General features: G+C 69.3%; 18 protein-coding genes. 3 read left to right on the forward strand and 15 right to left on the reverse strand.

What is annotated here, in order from left to right:
* Positions 1-102: 102 nt before the first annotated feature.
* The gene (gene eno / locus ACLJO0_RS23345) at positions 103-1,389 is read right to left on the reverse strand and encodes a phosphopyruvate hydratase (protein WP_016337276.1); all 1,287 of its coding nucleotides are present in this window, start codon (positions 1,387-1,389) and stop codon (positions 103-105) included.
* Between the two features lie 104 nt (positions 1,390-1,493).
* Positions 1,494-1,982: a VOC family protein gene (locus ACLJO0_RS23350; protein WP_125791800.1), complete on the reverse strand. Its 489-nt coding sequence runs from the start codon at positions 1,980-1,982 to the stop codon at positions 1,494-1,496.
* A gap of 72 nt (positions 1,983-2,054) precedes the next feature.
* Here ACLJO0_RS23350 and ACLJO0_RS23355 point away from each other — a divergent pair, with 72 nt between their 5' ends.
* Positions 2,055-2,468, forward strand: a complete 414-nt coding sequence (locus ACLJO0_RS23355; RefSeq protein WP_125782553.1) for a tetratricopeptide repeat protein — start codon at positions 2,055-2,057, stop codon at positions 2,466-2,468.
* A gap of 37 nt (positions 2,469-2,505) precedes the next feature.
* On the opposite strand, the gene ACLJO0_RS23360 is transcribed toward ACLJO0_RS23355, so the two are convergent.
* Positions 2,506-3,075, reverse strand: coding sequence for a helix-turn-helix domain-containing protein (locus tag ACLJO0_RS23360; protein ID WP_410580520.1), 570 nt, complete (start codon positions 3,073-3,075; stop codon positions 2,506-2,508).
* A gap of 54 nt (positions 3,076-3,129) precedes the next feature.
* On the opposite strand from ACLJO0_RS23360, the gene ACLJO0_RS23365 reads away from it, so the two are divergent.
* Complete coding sequence (locus ACLJO0_RS23365) at positions 3,130-4,050, forward strand: NAD(P)/FAD-dependent oxidoreductase (protein WP_410580521.1); 921 nt, start codon at positions 3,130-3,132, stop codon at positions 4,048-4,050.
* Here ACLJO0_RS23365 and ACLJO0_RS23370 read toward each other — a convergent pair.
* On the reverse strand, positions 4,023-4,730 hold the full coding sequence (locus ACLJO0_RS23370; protein WP_410580522.1) for a murein transglycosylase: 708 nt from the start codon (positions 4,728-4,730) through the stop codon (positions 4,023-4,025). The genes ACLJO0_RS23365 and ACLJO0_RS23370 overlap by 28 nt on opposite strands.
* Before the next feature lie 152 nt (positions 4,731-4,882).
* Between ACLJO0_RS23370 and ACLJO0_RS23375 the strand changes: the two genes are divergently transcribed.
* Complete coding sequence (locus ACLJO0_RS23375) at positions 4,883-5,293, forward strand: PPOX class F420-dependent oxidoreductase (RefSeq protein WP_410580523.1); 411 nt, start codon at positions 4,883-4,885, stop codon at positions 5,291-5,293.
* 73 nt (positions 5,294-5,366) lie between these two features.
* Here the strand turns inward: ACLJO0_RS23375 and ACLJO0_RS23380 are convergent, their stop codons facing one another.
* The 11 genes from ACLJO0_RS23380 to ACLJO0_RS23430 form a co-directional block, all read right to left on the reverse strand.
* Complete coding sequence (locus ACLJO0_RS23380) at positions 5,367-5,939, reverse strand: hypothetical protein (RefSeq protein WP_410580524.1); 573 nt, start codon at positions 5,937-5,939, stop codon at positions 5,367-5,369.
* Positions 5,936-7,309, reverse strand: a complete 1,374-nt coding sequence (locus ACLJO0_RS23385; RefSeq protein WP_410580525.1) for a hypothetical protein — start codon at positions 7,307-7,309, stop codon at positions 5,936-5,938. Before ACLJO0_RS23385 ends, ACLJO0_RS23380 begins: the two co-directional genes overlap by 4 nt.
* Positions 7,306-8,109: an ABC transporter ATP-binding protein gene (locus tag ACLJO0_RS23390; protein ID WP_410580526.1), complete on the reverse strand. Its 804-nt coding sequence runs from the start codon at positions 8,107-8,109 to the stop codon at positions 7,306-7,308. The genes ACLJO0_RS23385 and ACLJO0_RS23390 overlap by 4 nt, the downstream gene beginning before the upstream one ends.
* Positions 8,110-8,126: 17 nt before the next feature.
* Positions 8,127-8,942 (reverse strand): zf-HC2 domain-containing protein, encoded by an 816-nt coding sequence (locus tag ACLJO0_RS23395; protein WP_410580527.1) that lies wholly within the window; start codon positions 8,940-8,942, stop codon positions 8,127-8,129.
* Positions 8,939-9,481, reverse strand: a complete 543-nt coding sequence (locus ACLJO0_RS23400; RefSeq protein ID WP_125782537.1) for an RNA polymerase sigma factor — start codon at positions 9,479-9,481, stop codon at positions 8,939-8,941. Before ACLJO0_RS23400 ends, ACLJO0_RS23395 begins: the two co-directional genes overlap by 4 nt.
* 95 nt (positions 9,482-9,576) lie before the next feature.
* Positions 9,577-10,500, reverse strand: a complete 924-nt coding sequence (locus ACLJO0_RS23405) for a MazG family protein (protein ID WP_410580528.1) — start codon at positions 10,498-10,500, stop codon at positions 9,577-9,579.
* On the reverse strand, positions 10,497-11,501 hold the full coding sequence (locus ACLJO0_RS23410) for a hypothetical protein (protein WP_410580529.1): 1,005 nt from the start codon (positions 11,499-11,501) through the stop codon (positions 10,497-10,499). The genes ACLJO0_RS23405 and ACLJO0_RS23410 overlap by 4 nt, the downstream gene beginning before the upstream one ends.
* 176 nt (positions 11,502-11,677) lie before the next feature.
* Positions 11,678-12,205 (reverse strand): regulatory protein RecX, encoded by a 528-nt coding sequence (locus ACLJO0_RS23415; protein WP_125799946.1) that lies wholly within the window; start codon positions 12,203-12,205, stop codon positions 11,678-11,680.
* A gap of 120 nt (positions 12,206-12,325) precedes the next feature.
* Positions 12,326-13,366 carry a recombinase RecA gene (gene recA / locus ACLJO0_RS23420; protein ID WP_101606377.1) on the reverse strand — a complete coding sequence of 347 codons (1,041 nt, stop codon included), beginning with the start codon at positions 13,364-13,366 and terminating at the stop codon, positions 12,326-12,328.
* Positions 13,367-13,572: 206 nt separating this feature from the next.
* A complete protein-coding gene (locus tag ACLJO0_RS23425; RefSeq protein WP_125785350.1) occupies positions 13,573-13,767 on the reverse strand; it encodes a DUF3046 domain-containing protein in 195 nt (64 codons plus the stop codon).
* A 99-nt stretch (positions 13,768-13,866) separates the two neighbouring features.
* Positions 13,867-15,771 carry an Hsp70 family protein gene (locus tag ACLJO0_RS23430; RefSeq protein WP_410580530.1) on the reverse strand — a complete coding sequence of 635 codons (1,905 nt, stop codon included), beginning with the start codon at positions 15,769-15,771 and terminating at the stop codon, positions 13,867-13,869.
* Between the last annotated feature and the right edge of the window lie 274 nt (positions 15,772-16,045).

Raw genomic sequence — 16,045 nt, forward strand, 5'->3', positions numbered from 1 at the left:
ACGGGCGCGCTCCGGACGGCGGCCCCTGCTGGAGCCACCGCCGCCCGCGCGCCCGCTGCTACGACGGGTCGTCCGCGCCCTCCCCCGGTCCGCCATGGCTGATTACCCCTCCGGGCTGAACCGCGGGAACGCGAGGTCGCCGGCGTAGCGGGCCGCGTCGGCGAGGGTCTCCTCGATGCGGAGCAGCTGGTTGTACTTGGCGATCCGCTCGCCGCGCGCCGGGGCGCCGGTCTTGATCTGGCCGACACCGGTCGCGACGGCCAGGTCGGCGATGAAGGTGTCCTCGGTCTCGCCGGACCGGTGGCTCATCATCGACTTGTAGCCGTACGAGGTGGCCAGCGAGATCGCGTCGAGGGTCTCCGACAGCGTGCCGATCTGGTTGACCTTCACCAGCAGCGCGTTGGCGGCGCGGCGGGTGATGCCTTCTTCGAGGCGGTCCGGGTTGGTGACGAACAGGTCGTCGCCGACCAGCTGGACCTTCTCGCCGATCTCGGTGGTCAGCTGGACCCAGCCGTCCCAGTCGTCCTCGCTCAGCGGGTCCTCGATGGACACGAGCGGGTAGTCGCGGACGAGCTCGCCGTAGTAGGCGGACATCTGCTCGGCGCTCTTCTTCGCGCCTTCGAAGGTGTACGCGCCGTCGGAGAAGAACTCCGTCGCGGCGACATCGAGCGCGAGCGCGACGTCGCGGCCAGGGGCGTACCCGGCCTTCTCGATCGCCTGAAGGATCAGGTCGAGCGCCTCGCGGTTGTTCTTCAGACTGGGCGCGAAGCCGCCTTCGTCGCCGAGGCCGGTGGCCAGGCCGCGACCCTTCAGGACCGACTTCAGCGAGTGGTAGACCTCGGTGCCCCAGCGCAGGGCCTCGCGGAACGACTCGGCGCCGATCGGCGCGATCATGAATTCCTGGATGTCGACATCGGTGTCGGCGTGCGCGCCACCGTTGAGGATGTTCAGCATCGGCACCGGCAGCACGTGCGCGTTCGGCCCGCCGAGGTAGCGGAACAGCTCCAGCTCGGCCGACTCGGCGGCGGCCTTCGCGACGGCGAGCGAAACGCCGAGGATGGCGTTCGCGCCGAGGCGGGACTTCGCCGGCGTGCCGTCGAGGTCGACCAGCTTCTGGTCGACGATGCGCTGGTCCACGGCGTCGGTGCCGACCAGGTCCGGGCCGATCTCGTCCAGGACGGCCGCGACCGCGCGCTCGACACCCTTGCCGTTGTACCGGCCGGTGTCGCCGTCACGCAGCTCGACGGCTTCGTGTTCGCCGGTGGACGCACCCGAGGGGACCGCGGCCCGCGCCAGCGTGCCGTCGTCGAGAGCCACCTCCACTTCGACCGTCGGGTTGCCTCGCGAGTCCAGAATCTCGCGAGCGCCTACCTGCTCGATGAGCGCCACGCCATGCTCCTCATGTGGGTTGTGCCTGCGGTGACCGCGCCCAGCCTAGCCGTCGGCGCCGTTCACCCGTTGGAGGCACGCGCCACAATGCGCCCCGACCAGACCTACGAGTCGGTTGGTTCACCTGCGCGAACTTCCCGCCAACCGGACGGAAGCTCGACGGTGTCGGAGAACTGCTGCCAGAAGGTCCAGCTGTTCCCGCCGATGTCGGAGACGGTGAACACGCGGGCGCCGTAGGGCTGATCCTGGGGCGCGTCGATGTCGGCGTCGTCGCCCAGCGCGGCGCGGACGCGCTCGTACTGCGCGTCGGCGTCGGGGACGTACACGATGTTCAGCTGCCCGACCGGGCCGTCGACGCCCTTCGCCTGCCAGTACTCGGGGCCGACCCCGGCCAGCTGGATCTTCGCCGGACCGGCGCACAGCGTGGCCTGGAACACCTCTCCGGAGGCGTCGGCGAAGCGCACTTCCTCGGTGAACCCGAACACTCTGACCAGCCATGCGACCGCCTCGGTCGCGTCGGCGTAGTAAAGGTACGGCGCGAGACCGAGGTAACCGGGCTCGGTTTCGGGCCTATCCGCTTCGGCACTGCTCATGGCAGGACAGTCCACCATGACCGTTTCAGCGCCTCGTGAACGGCCCTGCCCCCGCGTATCATGGAGCGGACCATGATGGATGCCGAACCCGCCCCAGAACCCGGTCAGGACCCGTCCGGCGAGTCGCGGTTCCGTGCCTTCCGACAGGCGGAGGCACTGGTCGAAAGCCGCAGGCCGCTCGACGCCCTCAAAGCCCTCGAACCCCTGCTCGAAGAGGAAACCGACAAACCGAGTGTCCAGTTGCTGGCAGGCCGCGCGTACTTCCACTCCGCACAGTTGCGCCGGGCGGAACGCGCCTTCACCCGGGTGCTGGAACTGGACCCCACCGATCATTACGCCCGGTTCGTGCTCGGGCGGACCCTCCAGCGCCTCGGCCGGTTGACCGAGGCGCTCGCGCAGATGCGGATCGCGTCGGCGATGCATCCGATCCCGGAGTACCTGGAAGCGATCAGCGAGGTCAGCGCGCGGATCGCGTTGCGCGACTGACCCGCTCGCCGCCGCAGGGAGCAAGGGACCTTTGCTCTCATTTGGACTTGGCCCGCAGGTGAGCCCGCTCGCCCTGCTTGCCGAACAGCACCAGCAGCTCCACCGGGCCCGGCCCCGCGCTCCCGAACCAGTGCGGCACCCGTGTGTCGAACTCCGCGGCCTCGCCGGGCCCCATCGTGAAGTCACGGTCGCCGAGCACCGCCCGCAACCGTCCACTGAGGACGTACATCCATTCGTAGCCCTCGTGTGTCCGCTGCACCGGTTCGATGTCCTCGACCGGGATCAGCAGTTTGAACGCCTGCGGCTGGCCAGGCTGCGCGGTCAGCGACCAGGCGGTGAACCTGCCGAACTTCTGCGCTTTCATCCGGACGCGGGGATCCGCCGGTTCGGGTTCGCCGACCAGTTCGTCGAGTGGGACCTGATGTGCCGCCGACAGCGTGAGCAGCAGCTCCAGCGTGGCCTTCCGGCTGCCCGATTCGAGCCGCGAGAGCGTACTGGCGGAGATCCCCGTCGCCTCCGAAAGCGCGGAAAGGGTGGTGCCGCGTTCCTTGCGAAGCTGCTTGAGCTTCGGGCCGACCTCGGCGAGCCGCCGTTCGATGTCCTCCATGTCCCCAGTTTGCCAAATCGGCAATGAACTTTGCCAACTTTCGAAGAAATACGGATGCTCGGGAGCATGAACAACGACTACGACGTAGTGATCATCGGTGGTGGCGTCGCCGGCCTCAGCGCGGCGCTGGTCCTGGGCAGGGCACGGCGCAAGGTCGTCGTGATCGACGGCGGCACCCCGCGCAACGCGCCCGCCGCGCACGCGCACGGCTTCCTGACCAGGGACGGCATTCCACCCAAAGAACTGCTGGAGATAGGCCGTGACGAGGTCCGCGGCTACGGCGTCGAGATCGTCGAGGACGTCGTCCACCGGTTGCGGCACGACAAGGCGGTGGAACTGGCGAGCGGCCGGGTCGTCAGCGGTCGCCGCATCGTGGTGACCACCGGGCTGGCCGACGAACTGCCGGACGTCCCCGGCGTCGCGGAGCGTTTCGGCGCCGACGTGCTGCACTGCCCGTACTGCCACGGTTGGGAAGTGCGCGATCAGCGCTTCGGCGTGCTCGCGACCTCCGAGAAATCGGTCCACCAGGCGCTGATCGTCTGGCAGTGGAGCAAGGACTTGACCTTCTTCACCCATACACAGCAGATCTCGGCCGAAGACCGGGCGAAGCTGACCGGGCTGGGCATCCGGATCGTCGACGGGAAGGTGTCCGAGCTGGCCGTCGAGAACGACCGGCTGACCGGGGTCCGGCTCGTCGACGGCGAGTTCGTCGAACGCGATGTCGTGTTCGTCGGCCCGAAGTTCGTCCCGCACGACCGGCTTCTCGCCCAGATCGGCTGCACGCGCACCGAAAGCGGCTCGATCGCGGTGGACGCGCAGGGCCGCACGAACGTGGACGGTGTCTGGGCGGCGGGGAACGTCGTCGATCCGATGGCGCAGCTGGTCGTCGCGGCGGGCGACGCCTACCGGATGGCGTCGGCGCTCAACTTCGACCTGGTGCTCGAGGATCAGGGCGCGACGCTGGCGTCCGCGTAGGCGTCGGCCGCGCTGAAGACCTCCTGGGCGTAGGGCACGGCCGGGTTGAACGTCCGCATCGCCTTCCACCAGCCGGCCGGGGTGGCGACGTCGTCGCCGTCCGCGCACAGGTAGCGGGAGGTGGCGAAGGCGGCGTCGTCGCGGTCCTTCGGGTCCGGCTGCTTGCCGTCGCTCCTGGCCCGGGCGGCGTGCTTGGCCCACACGTCGGGCGGGAGCGTGATCGGACCGGGCCTGCCCTGCGCCGCCTCGACATGGGAGATGCCCGCGAGGGTCGCCCACGAGAGGTGACAACCCGGCTTCTGCCGCCGAAGCCACATCTCGGCGCGGCCGTAAGCGGACAGTTCGGTTTCGGACAGCCGGGTCTTCGCCGCCACCCGTTTCGCCCAGGTCTCGAGTTCGGCCGCGTCGGAAACGGTGGGCCGGTCGGGCGGCGCGGCGAGCCCGGCGCGCGGCGTCGCCACCCCCGGCTGAGGTTTCTGGTCAGGGACCGCGAGCGCGGGCTGGGGCTGCGCCGGCGGGGGCGGTTCCTCCCCGCCCGGCCGGTTCACGCCGACGGTCATGATCAGCACCACGCCCGTGAGCACGAGCCCGCCCGCGAACGCGAGCCTGGGGACGTACGGCGGCAGAGGGCGCGCGGGGTGCTCCGGGGCGTCGGTGCTCGACTGGGTGGTTTCGGCCACCCGGTCAGGTTACTTCGCCACACTGCCGGGCGATGACCCATTCGGCTTACGAAGCCGGCTGACGGTGAAGCGGATCGGCGATTCCGGCTGTCGCGAAAGTACCGGCACCGCACGCTTGACCTCAAGTTAAGTGGAGATCGCAGACTGGATCCATGTTCAGTGAAGCGGAACTCGACTACCTCGCCACCCAGGGACTCGGACGGCTCGCGACGGCGCAGCCGGACGGCACGCTGCAGGTCAGCCCGGTCGGTTACACCTACAACACCGAGACCGGCACGATCGACATCACCGGCTACGAACTGGCGAAGAGCAAGAAGTTCCGGAACGTGGCCGCCAACGGGCAGGCCGCGTTCGTGGTGGACGACATGCCGTCGCAGGATCCGCCGAGGATCCGCTGCCTCGAGATCCGCGGCCGGGCCGAGGCGCTGACCGGCGCCAACACCCCCGACGGCCATCTCGACGGCGCGGTGATCCGGCTCCACCCCTCGCGGATCATCAGCCTCGGCGTCGACGACCCGGACCACGACCCGCTCGATCTCGTCCCGCACAACCGAAACGTCTGACCGGGGACGTCATGAAAGGGTCGTTCCTGACGAATTTCGTCAGGAACGACCCTTTCCGGACACTTCGGCGAAGTCAGCGACGGGCGCCGTAGACCGCGTAGGCGCCGGAGCCCACGACGGCGAACACCACGGCGGTCCACAGGGCTGCCGCCACATCGGCGGGTTGGAACAACCAGGTCGCCACCAGGTTCACGGTGTCCGTACCCGACGACGCCATCATGACCACGAAGGCGACCAGGAGCGCGAGCAGCGGCAACGTCCACCCGAAGGCCCCGCCGAACAGCACCGCGGCGAGCCCCGCGAGACCGAGCAGCCCGGCCGCGTTCCGCACGATGATCTCCACCGGAATCCGCTCCGCCTCCCACAGCCGCGGCAGGAGCACGGCTCCGACGCCGAGGCCGCCGATCAGCAGCAGATGCAGGCCGCGACGAGGTAGCCACCGGATCGCGGCGGTCCGGTCGAGATCGACGTCCTGCCCGCTCAGCCCGGTGGCCGTCACCGCGACCGCCACCGCGAGCGCGAGGGAAACCGGGATCTCCGACCAGCGGTCCCGAGCCAGGAACCACAGCACGGCCATGCTCACCACCAGCGCCGCGAACGACGCGGGCATGGCACGCGAGCGCGCGTACAGCACCGCCCATCTCATCGGGCGCCGCCGAGGAGGATGTCGAGCTGATTGCCCTGGCAGGTCAGGGCCGCCTGCCGCTGCGCGATGATCCGCGTGCGCTGCACGTCGGGCGGCAAGGCCCGGAAGGTCTCCCAGTCGCTGAGGACCTCGTTCTTCTTCTCTTCGCTCAGCCAGGAACCCTCGAGCATCTTCCACTCACCGAGGAACCAGCTCGACGTGATCGACCGCGCGGTGAGTTCGTCCAAAAAGGCCCTGTCGGCGCCATAGATGGTGTAGCAAGTCGGCGTCCCGACGCCGGCGACCAGTTCCCGCGTCATGTCCTCCGCATTCTCGGCCGAGCGGAAGGACCAATTCAGTAAGTCGACCAAGAGGGTGTCGGCGGCACGCGGCGGCACCTCGTCGGAAGCCACCCGCCGGTTCAAGGCCGTGACCCTGACCGGTGCGTCCGGCAGTGTTCCCAAGAGCCGCAACGCTTCTTTGCCAGGCCCGGCGATACGGGCTAGGTCGGCTTCGAGCATGCGAGGAACACAGACCGGGCCGTCGCAGACCATCACCGTCGCGCGAGGGTCGACGGTCTTGGCCTCGGCGTAGGTCGCGGGCAGGATGGGCATCGCGATCGCGACCGCCACCAGCACGGGAACGACGGAGAGTGCCTTCGTCCGCTTGGAACGAGCCGCCAGCAGAAGGAATCCGGTCACGGCCAGTCCGGCGAGCCAGACCCCCTGTCCGAGATCCACCCGGCTCGCGGTGGTGATGAACGGATCGTTGGTGACGTCCATCGCGGGAGAGAGTGAGTAGGCCCAGGCCGGAACAGCGCCTACGAGCACGCTGCCCTGCGACCCGCCGATCTCCAACACGAGCACGGTCACGAGAGCGGCGACGGCCACCGCGGGCGCGGTCAGCGGATGCGGCAGCAACCGGCCGATCCCCAGCCCGATCCAGGCTCCCGCGAGCATCGCGAGCACACCGACCACGACGAGCGGCAGCCAGCCGAAGGTGAAGAACGCGCCGCTGAAGATCACTTGGACGGCGCCGACGGCGAAGATCAGCAGATAACCCAGGGCCAGCAGGCCGCCCAACGCACCGGCGAGTTTCGCGGCGCGGTGCCAGCCTGGCCGCGGCATCGTGGTGAGCAGTTCGGTCATCCCGGACCGGCTGTCCCGCATGCCTTGGATGACCCCGGCGCCGATCGCGATCGGCCACAGGAAGACCAGCAGGAACCGGCTCCACTCCGCGGCGGGCACCCAGTTCTCGTCCCAGGCGAGCGGTGCCTTCGACCACGGCCCGCTGAACGAATACAGGAATCCGAACGCGACGACGAGGATGGCGAGCGTCGCCCAGGGGGCGATGGAACGGCGGAGTTCGGTCCGCAGGATACGAGTGTTCACCAGTTCCCCCTCCCCGGCTCGTGCCCCAGCAGCGCCGAGTAGCCGCGCTCTATCGGGCTGTCTCCGACGTACTCCTCGCTCCCGGCCGCGGCCAGCTCGTCCGGCGTCCCTTGGAAGACGAGTTTCCCGTTTTCGAACAGGACGACGTCGGTGCAGGCCGTCGCGACGTCCTCGACGAGATGCGTCGAGACCACCACGCAGGCCTCACGGCCGATTTCCTGAAGGAGGTCCCGGAACCGCACGCGCTGCGCGGGGTCGAGTCCGGCGGTCGGCTCGTCCAGCAGGAGGAGGTCCGGATCGTTCACGATCGCCTGCGCGATCCCGACCCGCCGCACCATGCCGCCGGACAGCGTCTTCATCCGGTCGTCGGCGCGATCGGCGAGACCGACCCGTTCGATCGACCGCTGCACCGCTCCCGGGATGTCTTCCTTCGCCATTTCCTTCAGCCACGCGATGTACTCGACGAACTCGCGGACGGTGAAACGTTTGTAGAAACCGAAATTCTGCGGCAGATAGCCGATACGGCGGCGTAGGCGGCGCTGATCGGTGAGTCCCCCGACGGATTCACCGAGCAGCGCCAGCCCTCCCTCCGCCGGCCGGAGCACCGTCGCCAGTGCCCGGATCAGCGTGGTCTTCCCCGCCCCGTTCGGGCCGAGCAGACCGTGCACCCCCGTGCCGAGTTCCAGGTCGAGCCCGTTCACGGCGAACTTGCGTTTGCCGACCCGGACCTTCAGTCCCTCCGCCTTGATCTGCCACGCGTAGGTCGTCGGTGCGACCTCCGCGGCCCCGACAGCACGCATCATGTCCTCCCCTTCGTTCATCGTTCGGATCCGGTGAGCAGGCCGAAGACGCTCCGCCGGAGCACCACCACGACCGCGGTCAGCGCGAAGATCGCACCCCACACCGGGAGCAGCCGGGGTTCGAGCGCGGTGGCACGCCCCTGTGAAGCCACCGCGGGTGCCAAGATCACCGCCGCCCAGATCCCGGCCAGGACGTAAGCCGCCCGCACCACCCCGATCAGCCCGCCGAGCGCGAGCGTCCCGGTGGTGAAGGCCAGGCTCGGCAGGAGACCGAGCCCGAATCCGTCGCCGCCGAGCCAGCCCGAGAGGGCCTGTATCGGCAAGACGACGGCAAGGACCGCCGTCGTCCGGCGCAGCAGCAGGTACAGCCCGGCCCGCGGCGTGGAAGTGACGAGTTCGTAGGCGGGATCGAGCCCCTTGGACCACGACACCGCGACCCCGAGCACCGGCAGCAGCGGCGAGAAGAGCTGGACGAACGAGTACCCCTCGGTCCCGGTGAATCCGACCCAGTCCAGCAGGAAGCCCAATGCCGGGATCAGGACGATCATCACCAGCCACGGCAGCATCACCGGCGTCACCCAGGTGTGCAGGCGCCCGGCCCACCGACTTCGCATCGGCCCGGGCCCCGCTTCGGCGAGTTTCGAATCCAATCCGGCCCAGACGTCGTCCACCAGCGCAGACACCGCCGGCATGCTGACCGCGGACAGCCTTCCCCGGCATTCCGCACAGGATTCGAGATGGGCTTCGACGGCCCAGACCTCGTCACCGGCCAAGCCGTCGTCCCCGCGGACGTAACCGGCGAGGAGCTGTTCGGACACGTGTTCCTTGTTCACGACAGCGCCTCCCGCATCGCGATCCGAGCCCGCCTGGCGCGGGTTTTGACGGTTCCTTCCGGCAGGCCGAGCAGGACCGCGGTCTCGCGGACGGTCAGTCCGTCGAGCACCATGGCCTGCAGGACCTGGCGTAGTTCGGGAGCGAGCCGGCGCAGCGCGTCGCCGACGTGGTCGCCGACCGCACCGGCCAGCGCCTCGTCCTCGGCGGCGGGCGCGACGGCCGCTTCGGCGACCGGCAGCGGCTGCGCGTATTTCGCCCGGCGGCGGAAGGCGTCGACCAGCCGCCGCGCGGCGATCGTCCACAGCCAGCCGACGGCGCTCCCGCCGACCGCGGAACCGGCGAACGCCCCCGCCGCGCGCCAGACCGCGAGGTAGGTCTCCTGCATCACCTCGGCGACGATCTGCTCGTCGGCGCAGCGACGGCGCAGGCGCACGGCCAGCCACGGCGACGTGCGGCGGTAGAGCTCCTCGAACGCCGCCCGGTCACCTTTGGCCGTGCGGCGGACGAGCTGCTCTTCGTCCGGTTCCGTTCCCTTCACACCCGGCAAGACGCGGGGGCCGTCGAAACGGTTCTCACTCGATTGTGTTCCGCGTCACAAGGGCCGACTGCTCACGTGGAGGTGTGAACCGGCCGTCAGGAAGTCGGCCAGAACTTGCGCCAGCCGTCGGCCTCCAGCGTCGTCGGTTCCAGACCGGCGTCACGCGCGGCCTGTTCGGCGTCGCGGATGTCGCGCGCGAACCGCTTCGCCACGGCACGGAGCTCGCCTTCGGGATCGATTCCCGCCCGGCGCGCGGTCGCGGCCACCCGGAACAACTGGGCCGCCGCTTCGGAACCTTCGGGGAACAGGTCGAGCGGGATCCCGGCACGGCCGCTGCGCTGCCCGAGTTTCCCGGCGAGCGCCACGGCGGGCTGGCCGAGCGCGACACCGTCCACAATGGACTGGCGGCTCTTCTCGGCCTGTTTCAGTTCTTCCCACTTGAGGTTCTGGTCGCTGACGGTCTCGACCCGGGGAGCGTCGGCGAAGACATGCGGATGACGGCCGACGAGTTTCGCGACCAGTTCGGAAGCGACCTCGTCGATCCCGAACGGATCTTCCGTGTCTTCGAACGCGACGCGCGCGTGGAAGAGCACCTGGAGCAGGACGTCGCCGAGTTCCTCGCGCAAGGCGGCCCGGTCGCCCTCCTCGATCGCGTCGAGCAGCTCGTAGGTTTCCTCGACCAGGTACTGCCGCAGCGACTCGTGTGTCTGGACGGCGTCCCACGGGCATCCACCCGGCGAGCGGAGGCGGTCCATCACGTCGGCGGCCTCGACCAGCGGCGGAACGGGCGCTTCGACCACCCGCGCACCGGCCCCGATCAGCGCCGCGGCCTTCGGTTCCCTTCGCGAACCGGCGATGAGCACGAGGTCGCGCACCTGCGTGTCACCGAGCGCCGGTACCCCGAAGACCTCGGGATCGACATCGGAAGCCGCGTACACGGCACTGCTGCTCCGCAGGATCGGAAGTGCCGCGGCGGGCAGCGTCGCCCCACGGGCGATCACGACGACGGCAGCGGTCACGGGTTTTGCTGGGCGGCACCGTGCACAGGCAGCACGATGCCCTTCTTCGAAGCTTCGTTGGGCGCGAGGTCCATGCCGACAACATCCCACACGCCGTAGCGCGGGTTCACCTTGAGGTCGACCTGGTCGAGGTAGGACTGGAGGAGCCGGACACCGACCTTCGCCAGCTGCTGAGCGCTGGGCTGCGCGGCCTGATCCGAAGCGACGGGCTTGTCGGCGGTCCGCTCACGCACCACGACGACGACCCACAGCGGCTGCTGCGGTGTCGGCTTGAACGCGGCGACGGTGTTGGGTTCGAGACCGAAGAGGACGGTGGCCGCGGTCGCGGGCGACTGCATCGCCGGCAGTTTCTGCCCGGTGCCCGCCTGCATACCGGGCGTCTGCTCGTCCTGCGCGATCAGCTCGGCCGCCGCGGTCGGCGAGGCGGCGAAGCGCCGGGCCTTCTCGATCGCCTGCTCGCGCAACTGGTCCGCGTCGGCACCGGTGGCGTCGGTCGAGGAGACCGAGCTGAAGTCGAACGAGACGCTGAGCTTGTCCAGGTACTTCATCGCGAGCTGGGTCTGGATAGCCGCGTCGACCAGGGATTCACGGTGGTCCCGCACCCTCGCCACGAGCTGCTGGACGCTGAGTTCGGGATCGTCCTGCGGGTTGGCCTCCATCGGCTTCGCCAGCGGATCCTTCTGCAACGCGTTCACCACGAGGGACTCGTCGACCCCGATGCCTTCCCGCTGACCGGCGCGCACGGTGAGGTCGTGCAGGATCTCCTGGCGGACGATCTCGCGGCCGACGAGGTCGAGCTTGTGCTCCTTGGCGAGCTGCTGCCCGTACGGGTGCTCACGAACCGCCTTGTCGATCAGCTCCTGCACGCGATCCACCGAAACGGTCTTGCCGCCGACGATCACCGCCGTACCGACCTGCCCGGGTCCGGCGTTGCATCCGGCGAGGAGGAGAGAACCGGCAAGAACCCCGACCAGCGCGCGACGGCGCCCCATGATCCGCATCACAGCGCCTACCCTCTCACACCGCTCCTGGCGTGGAAACCAGTCGTGAGTGGCGATTCGGGTTCTAACCCGAATCGCCACTCACGACCAACTGAACGCGAAACACCGGCCGGCGGGCAAGCGGGCCCGCACGGCCGGTGAGCGGCTCAGGTGAAAGTGACTCAGGTGAAGGTGACTCAGTCGAGGGCGGCGTCGTCCAGGAGCGCCGACTCGGCGCCGAACTCGCGGAGTTCGTCGCGGATCACGGTGTAGGCCAGCCCCTGGGGATAGCCCTTGCGGGCGAGGAAGCCCAGCAGGCGGCGGATCGCCGCCTGCTCGTCGACGTTGCCCAAGGAGCGCATGCGCTTCCGTACCAGCTCTCGGGCGCGCTGCTCCTCTGCCTCTCGGTCCACCTCGTCGGCGGCCTGGACGGCGATATCCCCATCGATTCCTTTGCGTTTGAGTTCGGCTACGAGGGCATTCCGTGCCAGGCCCATGTTGGCATGGCGGGAACGAACCCACATCTCGGCGAACTCGGCGTCGTTGATGAGCCCTGCCTGGTCCAGCTTACCGAGCAGGGTCTCCGTCGTCTCCTCGTCGAAGCCCTTGCGCTTGAGGGCCTGACGTAGTTCCTCCGCGGAGCGCGGGCGCGCGGCCAGGAGATCGAAGCAGATCTCCTTGGCCTTCTTCCTCCGCTCGTCCGGCGGCAGCTCCGCCGGATCCACTTTGGGCGGACGCATTCAGCTACCACTCCTCAGAAGTCCCACAACGAATCGGCACCCGAGCCCCGAAAGGCACGGAGAAGGGAGCAGGGCGAGCGCACCTCGCCCAATCCCCTCGTTTCCCTAGAAGTCGACCGGCGCGGGGGCGGCTTCGGCGTCGACAACGGCGCCGATGCCGAGCTTCTCCTTGATGCGCTTCTCGACCTCGTTGGCGATGTCCGGGTTCTCGAGCAGGAACTTGCGCGCGTTCTCCTTGCCCTGGCCCAGCTGGTCGCCCTCGTAGGTGTACCAGGCGCCGGACTTGCGCAGGATGCCCTGGTCGACACCCATGTCGATCAGCGAGCCCTCGCGGGAGATGCCCTTCCCGTACAGGATGTCGAACTCGGCCTGCTTGAAGGGCGGCGCGACCTTGTTCTTCACGACCTTGACGCGGGTGCGGTTGCCGACGGGCTCGCCGCCGTCCTTGAGCGTCTCGATCCGGCGGACGTCCAGACGGACCGACGCGTAGAACTTCAGCGCCTTACCACCGGTCGTGGTCTCCGGGGAGCCGAACATGACGCCGATCTTCTCGCGCAGCTGGTTGATGAAGATCGCGGTGGTGCCGGAGTTGCTCATCGCACCGGTCATCTTCCGCAGCGCCTGGCTCATCAGCCGGGCCTGGAGACCGACGTGGCTGTCACCCATCTCGCCCTCGATCTCGGCGCGCGGCACGAGCGCGGCGACCGAGTCGATGACCAGGATGTCGAGCGCGCCGGAGCGGATCAGCATGTCCGCGATCTCGAGCGCCTGCTCACCGGTGTCCGGCTGGGAGACCAGCAGCGCGTCGGTGTCGACGCCGAGCTTCTGGGCGTAGTCCGGGTCCAGCGCGTGCTCCGCGTCGATGAACGCGGCGATGCCGCCGTTCCGCTGCGCGTTGGCGACCGCGTGCAGCGCGACGGTGGTCTTACCGGAGGACTCCGGACCGTAGATCTCGATGACCCGGCCACGGGGCAGGCCGCCGATCCCGAGCGCGACGTCGAGCGCGATGGCACCGGTGGGGATGACCTCGATCGGCACACGGCCCTCTTCACCGAGGCGCATGACCGAGCCCTTGCCGTACTGCTTGTCGATCTGGGCGAGGGCCAGTTCGAGCGCCTTGTCCTTGTCGGGTGCTGCTGGTGCCATGGAGTCCACCTCGTTGGTTGAGCCGGTAAGGCTTGTTTCAGTTCTGAGCTGTCGGGTCCGACGCTACGGGCGACCACCGACAATTCCAGGCCTCGCGCCCAAGCTGTGGATCGCTGACCCCGTTGTGGACAACACCATAGACGAACACGTGTTCGAGGCCATTGCCGACACGCCGTTGCGCTAGAGTTCTTGCCCCTTTGCCGAGGTCAGCGCCGCTCCGGCGGGATCTCGAAGGCGTCGCAGACCGCCCGCCAGACGTCTTTGGCCGAGGTTCCCGCGTCGAGGGCCTGTTCGACGGTCTGCCCCCCGAGTTCACCGAAGACGTGATCTCTGGAGAGGGTTTCCGCACGTCCGGGACCGAATTCGTCGGCCATCAGCCGCCGGAAGACCGTGATACGCATCGGGTGAAGTCTAGCCCCGCCTCGGGCACGAAACGCGTGAAGGCCCCCTTCCCTCGGCCGAGCCGAGAGAAGGGGGCCCTCACGCGCTAACAGCGGGAATCACTCGCCCGGCTGGACGCTCTTTTCGAAGTAGTCGGCCAGTTCGCCCGGCGTCGGGTTCTGTCCTTCGGCCGGGACCTGGTAGATGAAGCCGACCAGCGGCCGGTCGGTCACGGTGAACACCAGTACGGCGGCGTTCCGCCCGGCGGCCGAGGAGTACTGGCCTTCCAGGGCGTTGCCGACCCATTTGGCCTCGGTGCGGTCCCCACCGGCCGCTTTGAGCAGTCCGTCGGTGTAGGCCTTGAGCTTGTCCGCGGAGTCGCTCTGCAGATAGGTCACCTGGGTTCCGGCCCGGCCGGGGGCGGAGCAGGTCGACGTCACGCCGAGGTCCTCGGCCGGTTTCGCCGGTCCGTTGCCCATGCCGGGTTTGCAGTCACCGGTGTCGGCGATCTTCCCGGCGAGCTGGCGCAGGCAGCCGGTGAGGCCCTTGTCGTCGGCCGCGCCGGGCACCTTGCACTCGTCGGCGGTGTAGGTGGTCGCCGACGAGGACGTCAGGAAGTAGGTGAGCCCGGCGGCGATCAGCACGACGACGGCCGCGATGGCGCCGATGACGAGCGGCTTCTTCTTGCTCGCGGGCGCCTTGTCCCCGGCGCCCTGCCCGGCCAGCGAGTACGTCGGGAAGTTCGCCGGCGCGGGCTGCTGCACCTGCTGCGGGCCGCTGTTCGGGTAGCCAGACTGCGGGAAACCGCCGGACTGGCCGGGGCCCCCGCCCGCGTAGCCGGGGATCGACGCGACCTGCTGCGGCGGCGGCGCGTACGGACCCGAAACGCCGGGGTGTGCGCCGGTTCCCGCCGCGACCTGACCTTCGACGCCCTGCGTACGCGAGCTGATGCCGTCGGAAGCGACGTGCTGGGCGCCGAGCGCGACCGCGGTCTCCGGCTGGTCGAGGCTGCCGGGGACGACGCCGAGCTTCTCCGCGATCAGGCTGCCGACCAGCGGGAGACGGCTCGAACCGCCGACGAGGTAGATGCCGGCGAGCCGGTCCGGGGTCATCCCGGCGGAGCGGACCACGCGCGCCATCAGCTCGACACTGCGCAGCATCGACGGCCGCACCAGCGCTTCGAGTTCGCCTCGCGTGACGAGGACGTCCTCGAACGGCTCCGGCATCGGGACCTCGGTCTGCGGATGCCGCGAGAGGGCCTCCTTCGCCGCCTTCACGTCCTCCTGCAGCGCGCGGCGCGTCCGCCGGTCCGGAGTGGACTCAGGCCGCAGAACCCGCTGCCAGCGCTGGGGATCCTTATGCGAGACCTCACGCCCGACGTGCACCAGCAGCGCCTGGTCGACGTCGAGGCCGCCGAGGTCGGGAAGGCCGTCTTCGGCGACGACGGTGAAGCCGCCGTTCGGGGTCGCGCCGACGATCGCGACATCGAAGGTGCCGGCGCCGAGGTCGTACACGGCGAGTGCCTGCCCGGGCGCGAGCGTCTTGCCGGGGAACGACGCGAAGTGCGCGGCCGCGGCGACGGGCTCGGGGACGAGCACCAGGTTGCCGCCCATCCCTGCGAGCCGGGCGGCGGACAGAAGCACGTTGCGGCGGGTCTGGCCCCACTGCGCGGGGTGGGTGAGCCGGACCTCGTCGGGGAGCTCGCCGCCGAGCTGGCGGGTGGTCTCGTCGAGGACGCGGCGCAGGATCGCGGCCAGCACCTCGGTGACCGGAATGACGTCGGTGCCGAGCAGGAGCGTCTGCTCGTCGACCCGGCGTTTGGGGTTGGGCTCGAAGCGCGTCGGGTCCAGCCGGGCCCGGCGTTCGGCGTCCCGGCCGACCATGATCGTGCCGTCCTCGGTGGCGAACACCGCGGACGGCATGTTGGCCGAACCGTCGACCTCGACCACCCGCGGCGGCCTCCCGTGCGCCGAAAGGACGGCCACGGTGTTGGACGTCCCGAGGTCCACCGACAGGATCCGCACAGCACTTACCCCTTCACAGACGAACGGCGACCGCCCCAGCACTGATCCGGTCGCGCTGGCCGTGATGCTCCCATGAGCGAGGTCACCGTACGTGCGGAACCCGCCGAACTCGTCCCCGACCGGGTGCCGTGTCACAGGGCTCCGTGTCTGTTGGTGAACCCGCATCCGCGATCGACGTCGGCAGGACGCAGCCTGGTCGTCGTGGTGAAGCTGATCTCTTCGGGCGCCCTGCCACCGCGATAGCGGGGCCTTCGGCCGGGGCGGGTTCACGCGT

Origin of the sequence: Amycolatopsis sp. lyj-108, assembly GCF_046549005.1 — a bacterium.
In the GTDB taxonomy this organism is placed as follows: Bacteria; Actinomycetota; Actinomycetes; order Mycobacteriales; family Pseudonocardiaceae; genus Amycolatopsis.

Coding starts and splice junctions, on each gene's coding strand:
- ACLJO0_RS23350 (WP_125791800.1), bottom strand. CDS start 1,982: ATGAGCAGTGCCGAAGCGGATAGGCCCGAAACCGAGCCCGGTTACCTC.
- ACLJO0_RS23355 (WP_125782553.1), top strand. CDS start 2,055: ATGATGGATGCCGAACCCGCCCCAGAACCCGGTCAGGACCCGTCCGGC.
- ACLJO0_RS23360 (WP_410580520.1), bottom strand. CDS start 3,075: ATGGAGGACATCGAACGGCGGCTCGCCGAGGTCGGCCCGAAGCTCAAG.
- ACLJO0_RS23365 (WP_410580521.1), top strand. CDS start 3,130: ATGCTCGGGAGCATGAACAACGACTACGACGTAGTGATCATCGGTGGT.
- ACLJO0_RS23375 (WP_410580523.1), top strand. CDS start 4,883: ATGTTCAGTGAAGCGGAACTCGACTACCTCGCCACCCAGGGACTCGGA.
- ACLJO0_RS23380 (WP_410580524.1), bottom strand. CDS start 5,939: ATGAGATGGGCGGTGCTGTACGCGCGCTCGCGTGCCATGCCCGCGTCG.
- ACLJO0_RS23390 (WP_410580526.1), bottom strand. CDS start 8,109: ATGCGTGCTGTCGGGGCCGCGGAGGTCGCACCGACGACCTACGCGTGG.
- ACLJO0_RS23410 (WP_410580529.1), bottom strand. CDS start 11,501: ATGCGGATCATGGGGCGCCGTCGCGCGCTGGTCGGGGTTCTTGCCGGT.
- recA (WP_101606377.1), bottom strand. CDS start 13,366: ATGGCACCAGCAGCACCCGACAAGGACAAGGCGCTCGAACTGGCCCTC.
- ACLJO0_RS23425 (WP_125785350.1), bottom strand. CDS start 13,767: ATGCGTATCACGGTCTTCCGGCGGCTGATGGCCGACGAATTCGGTCCC.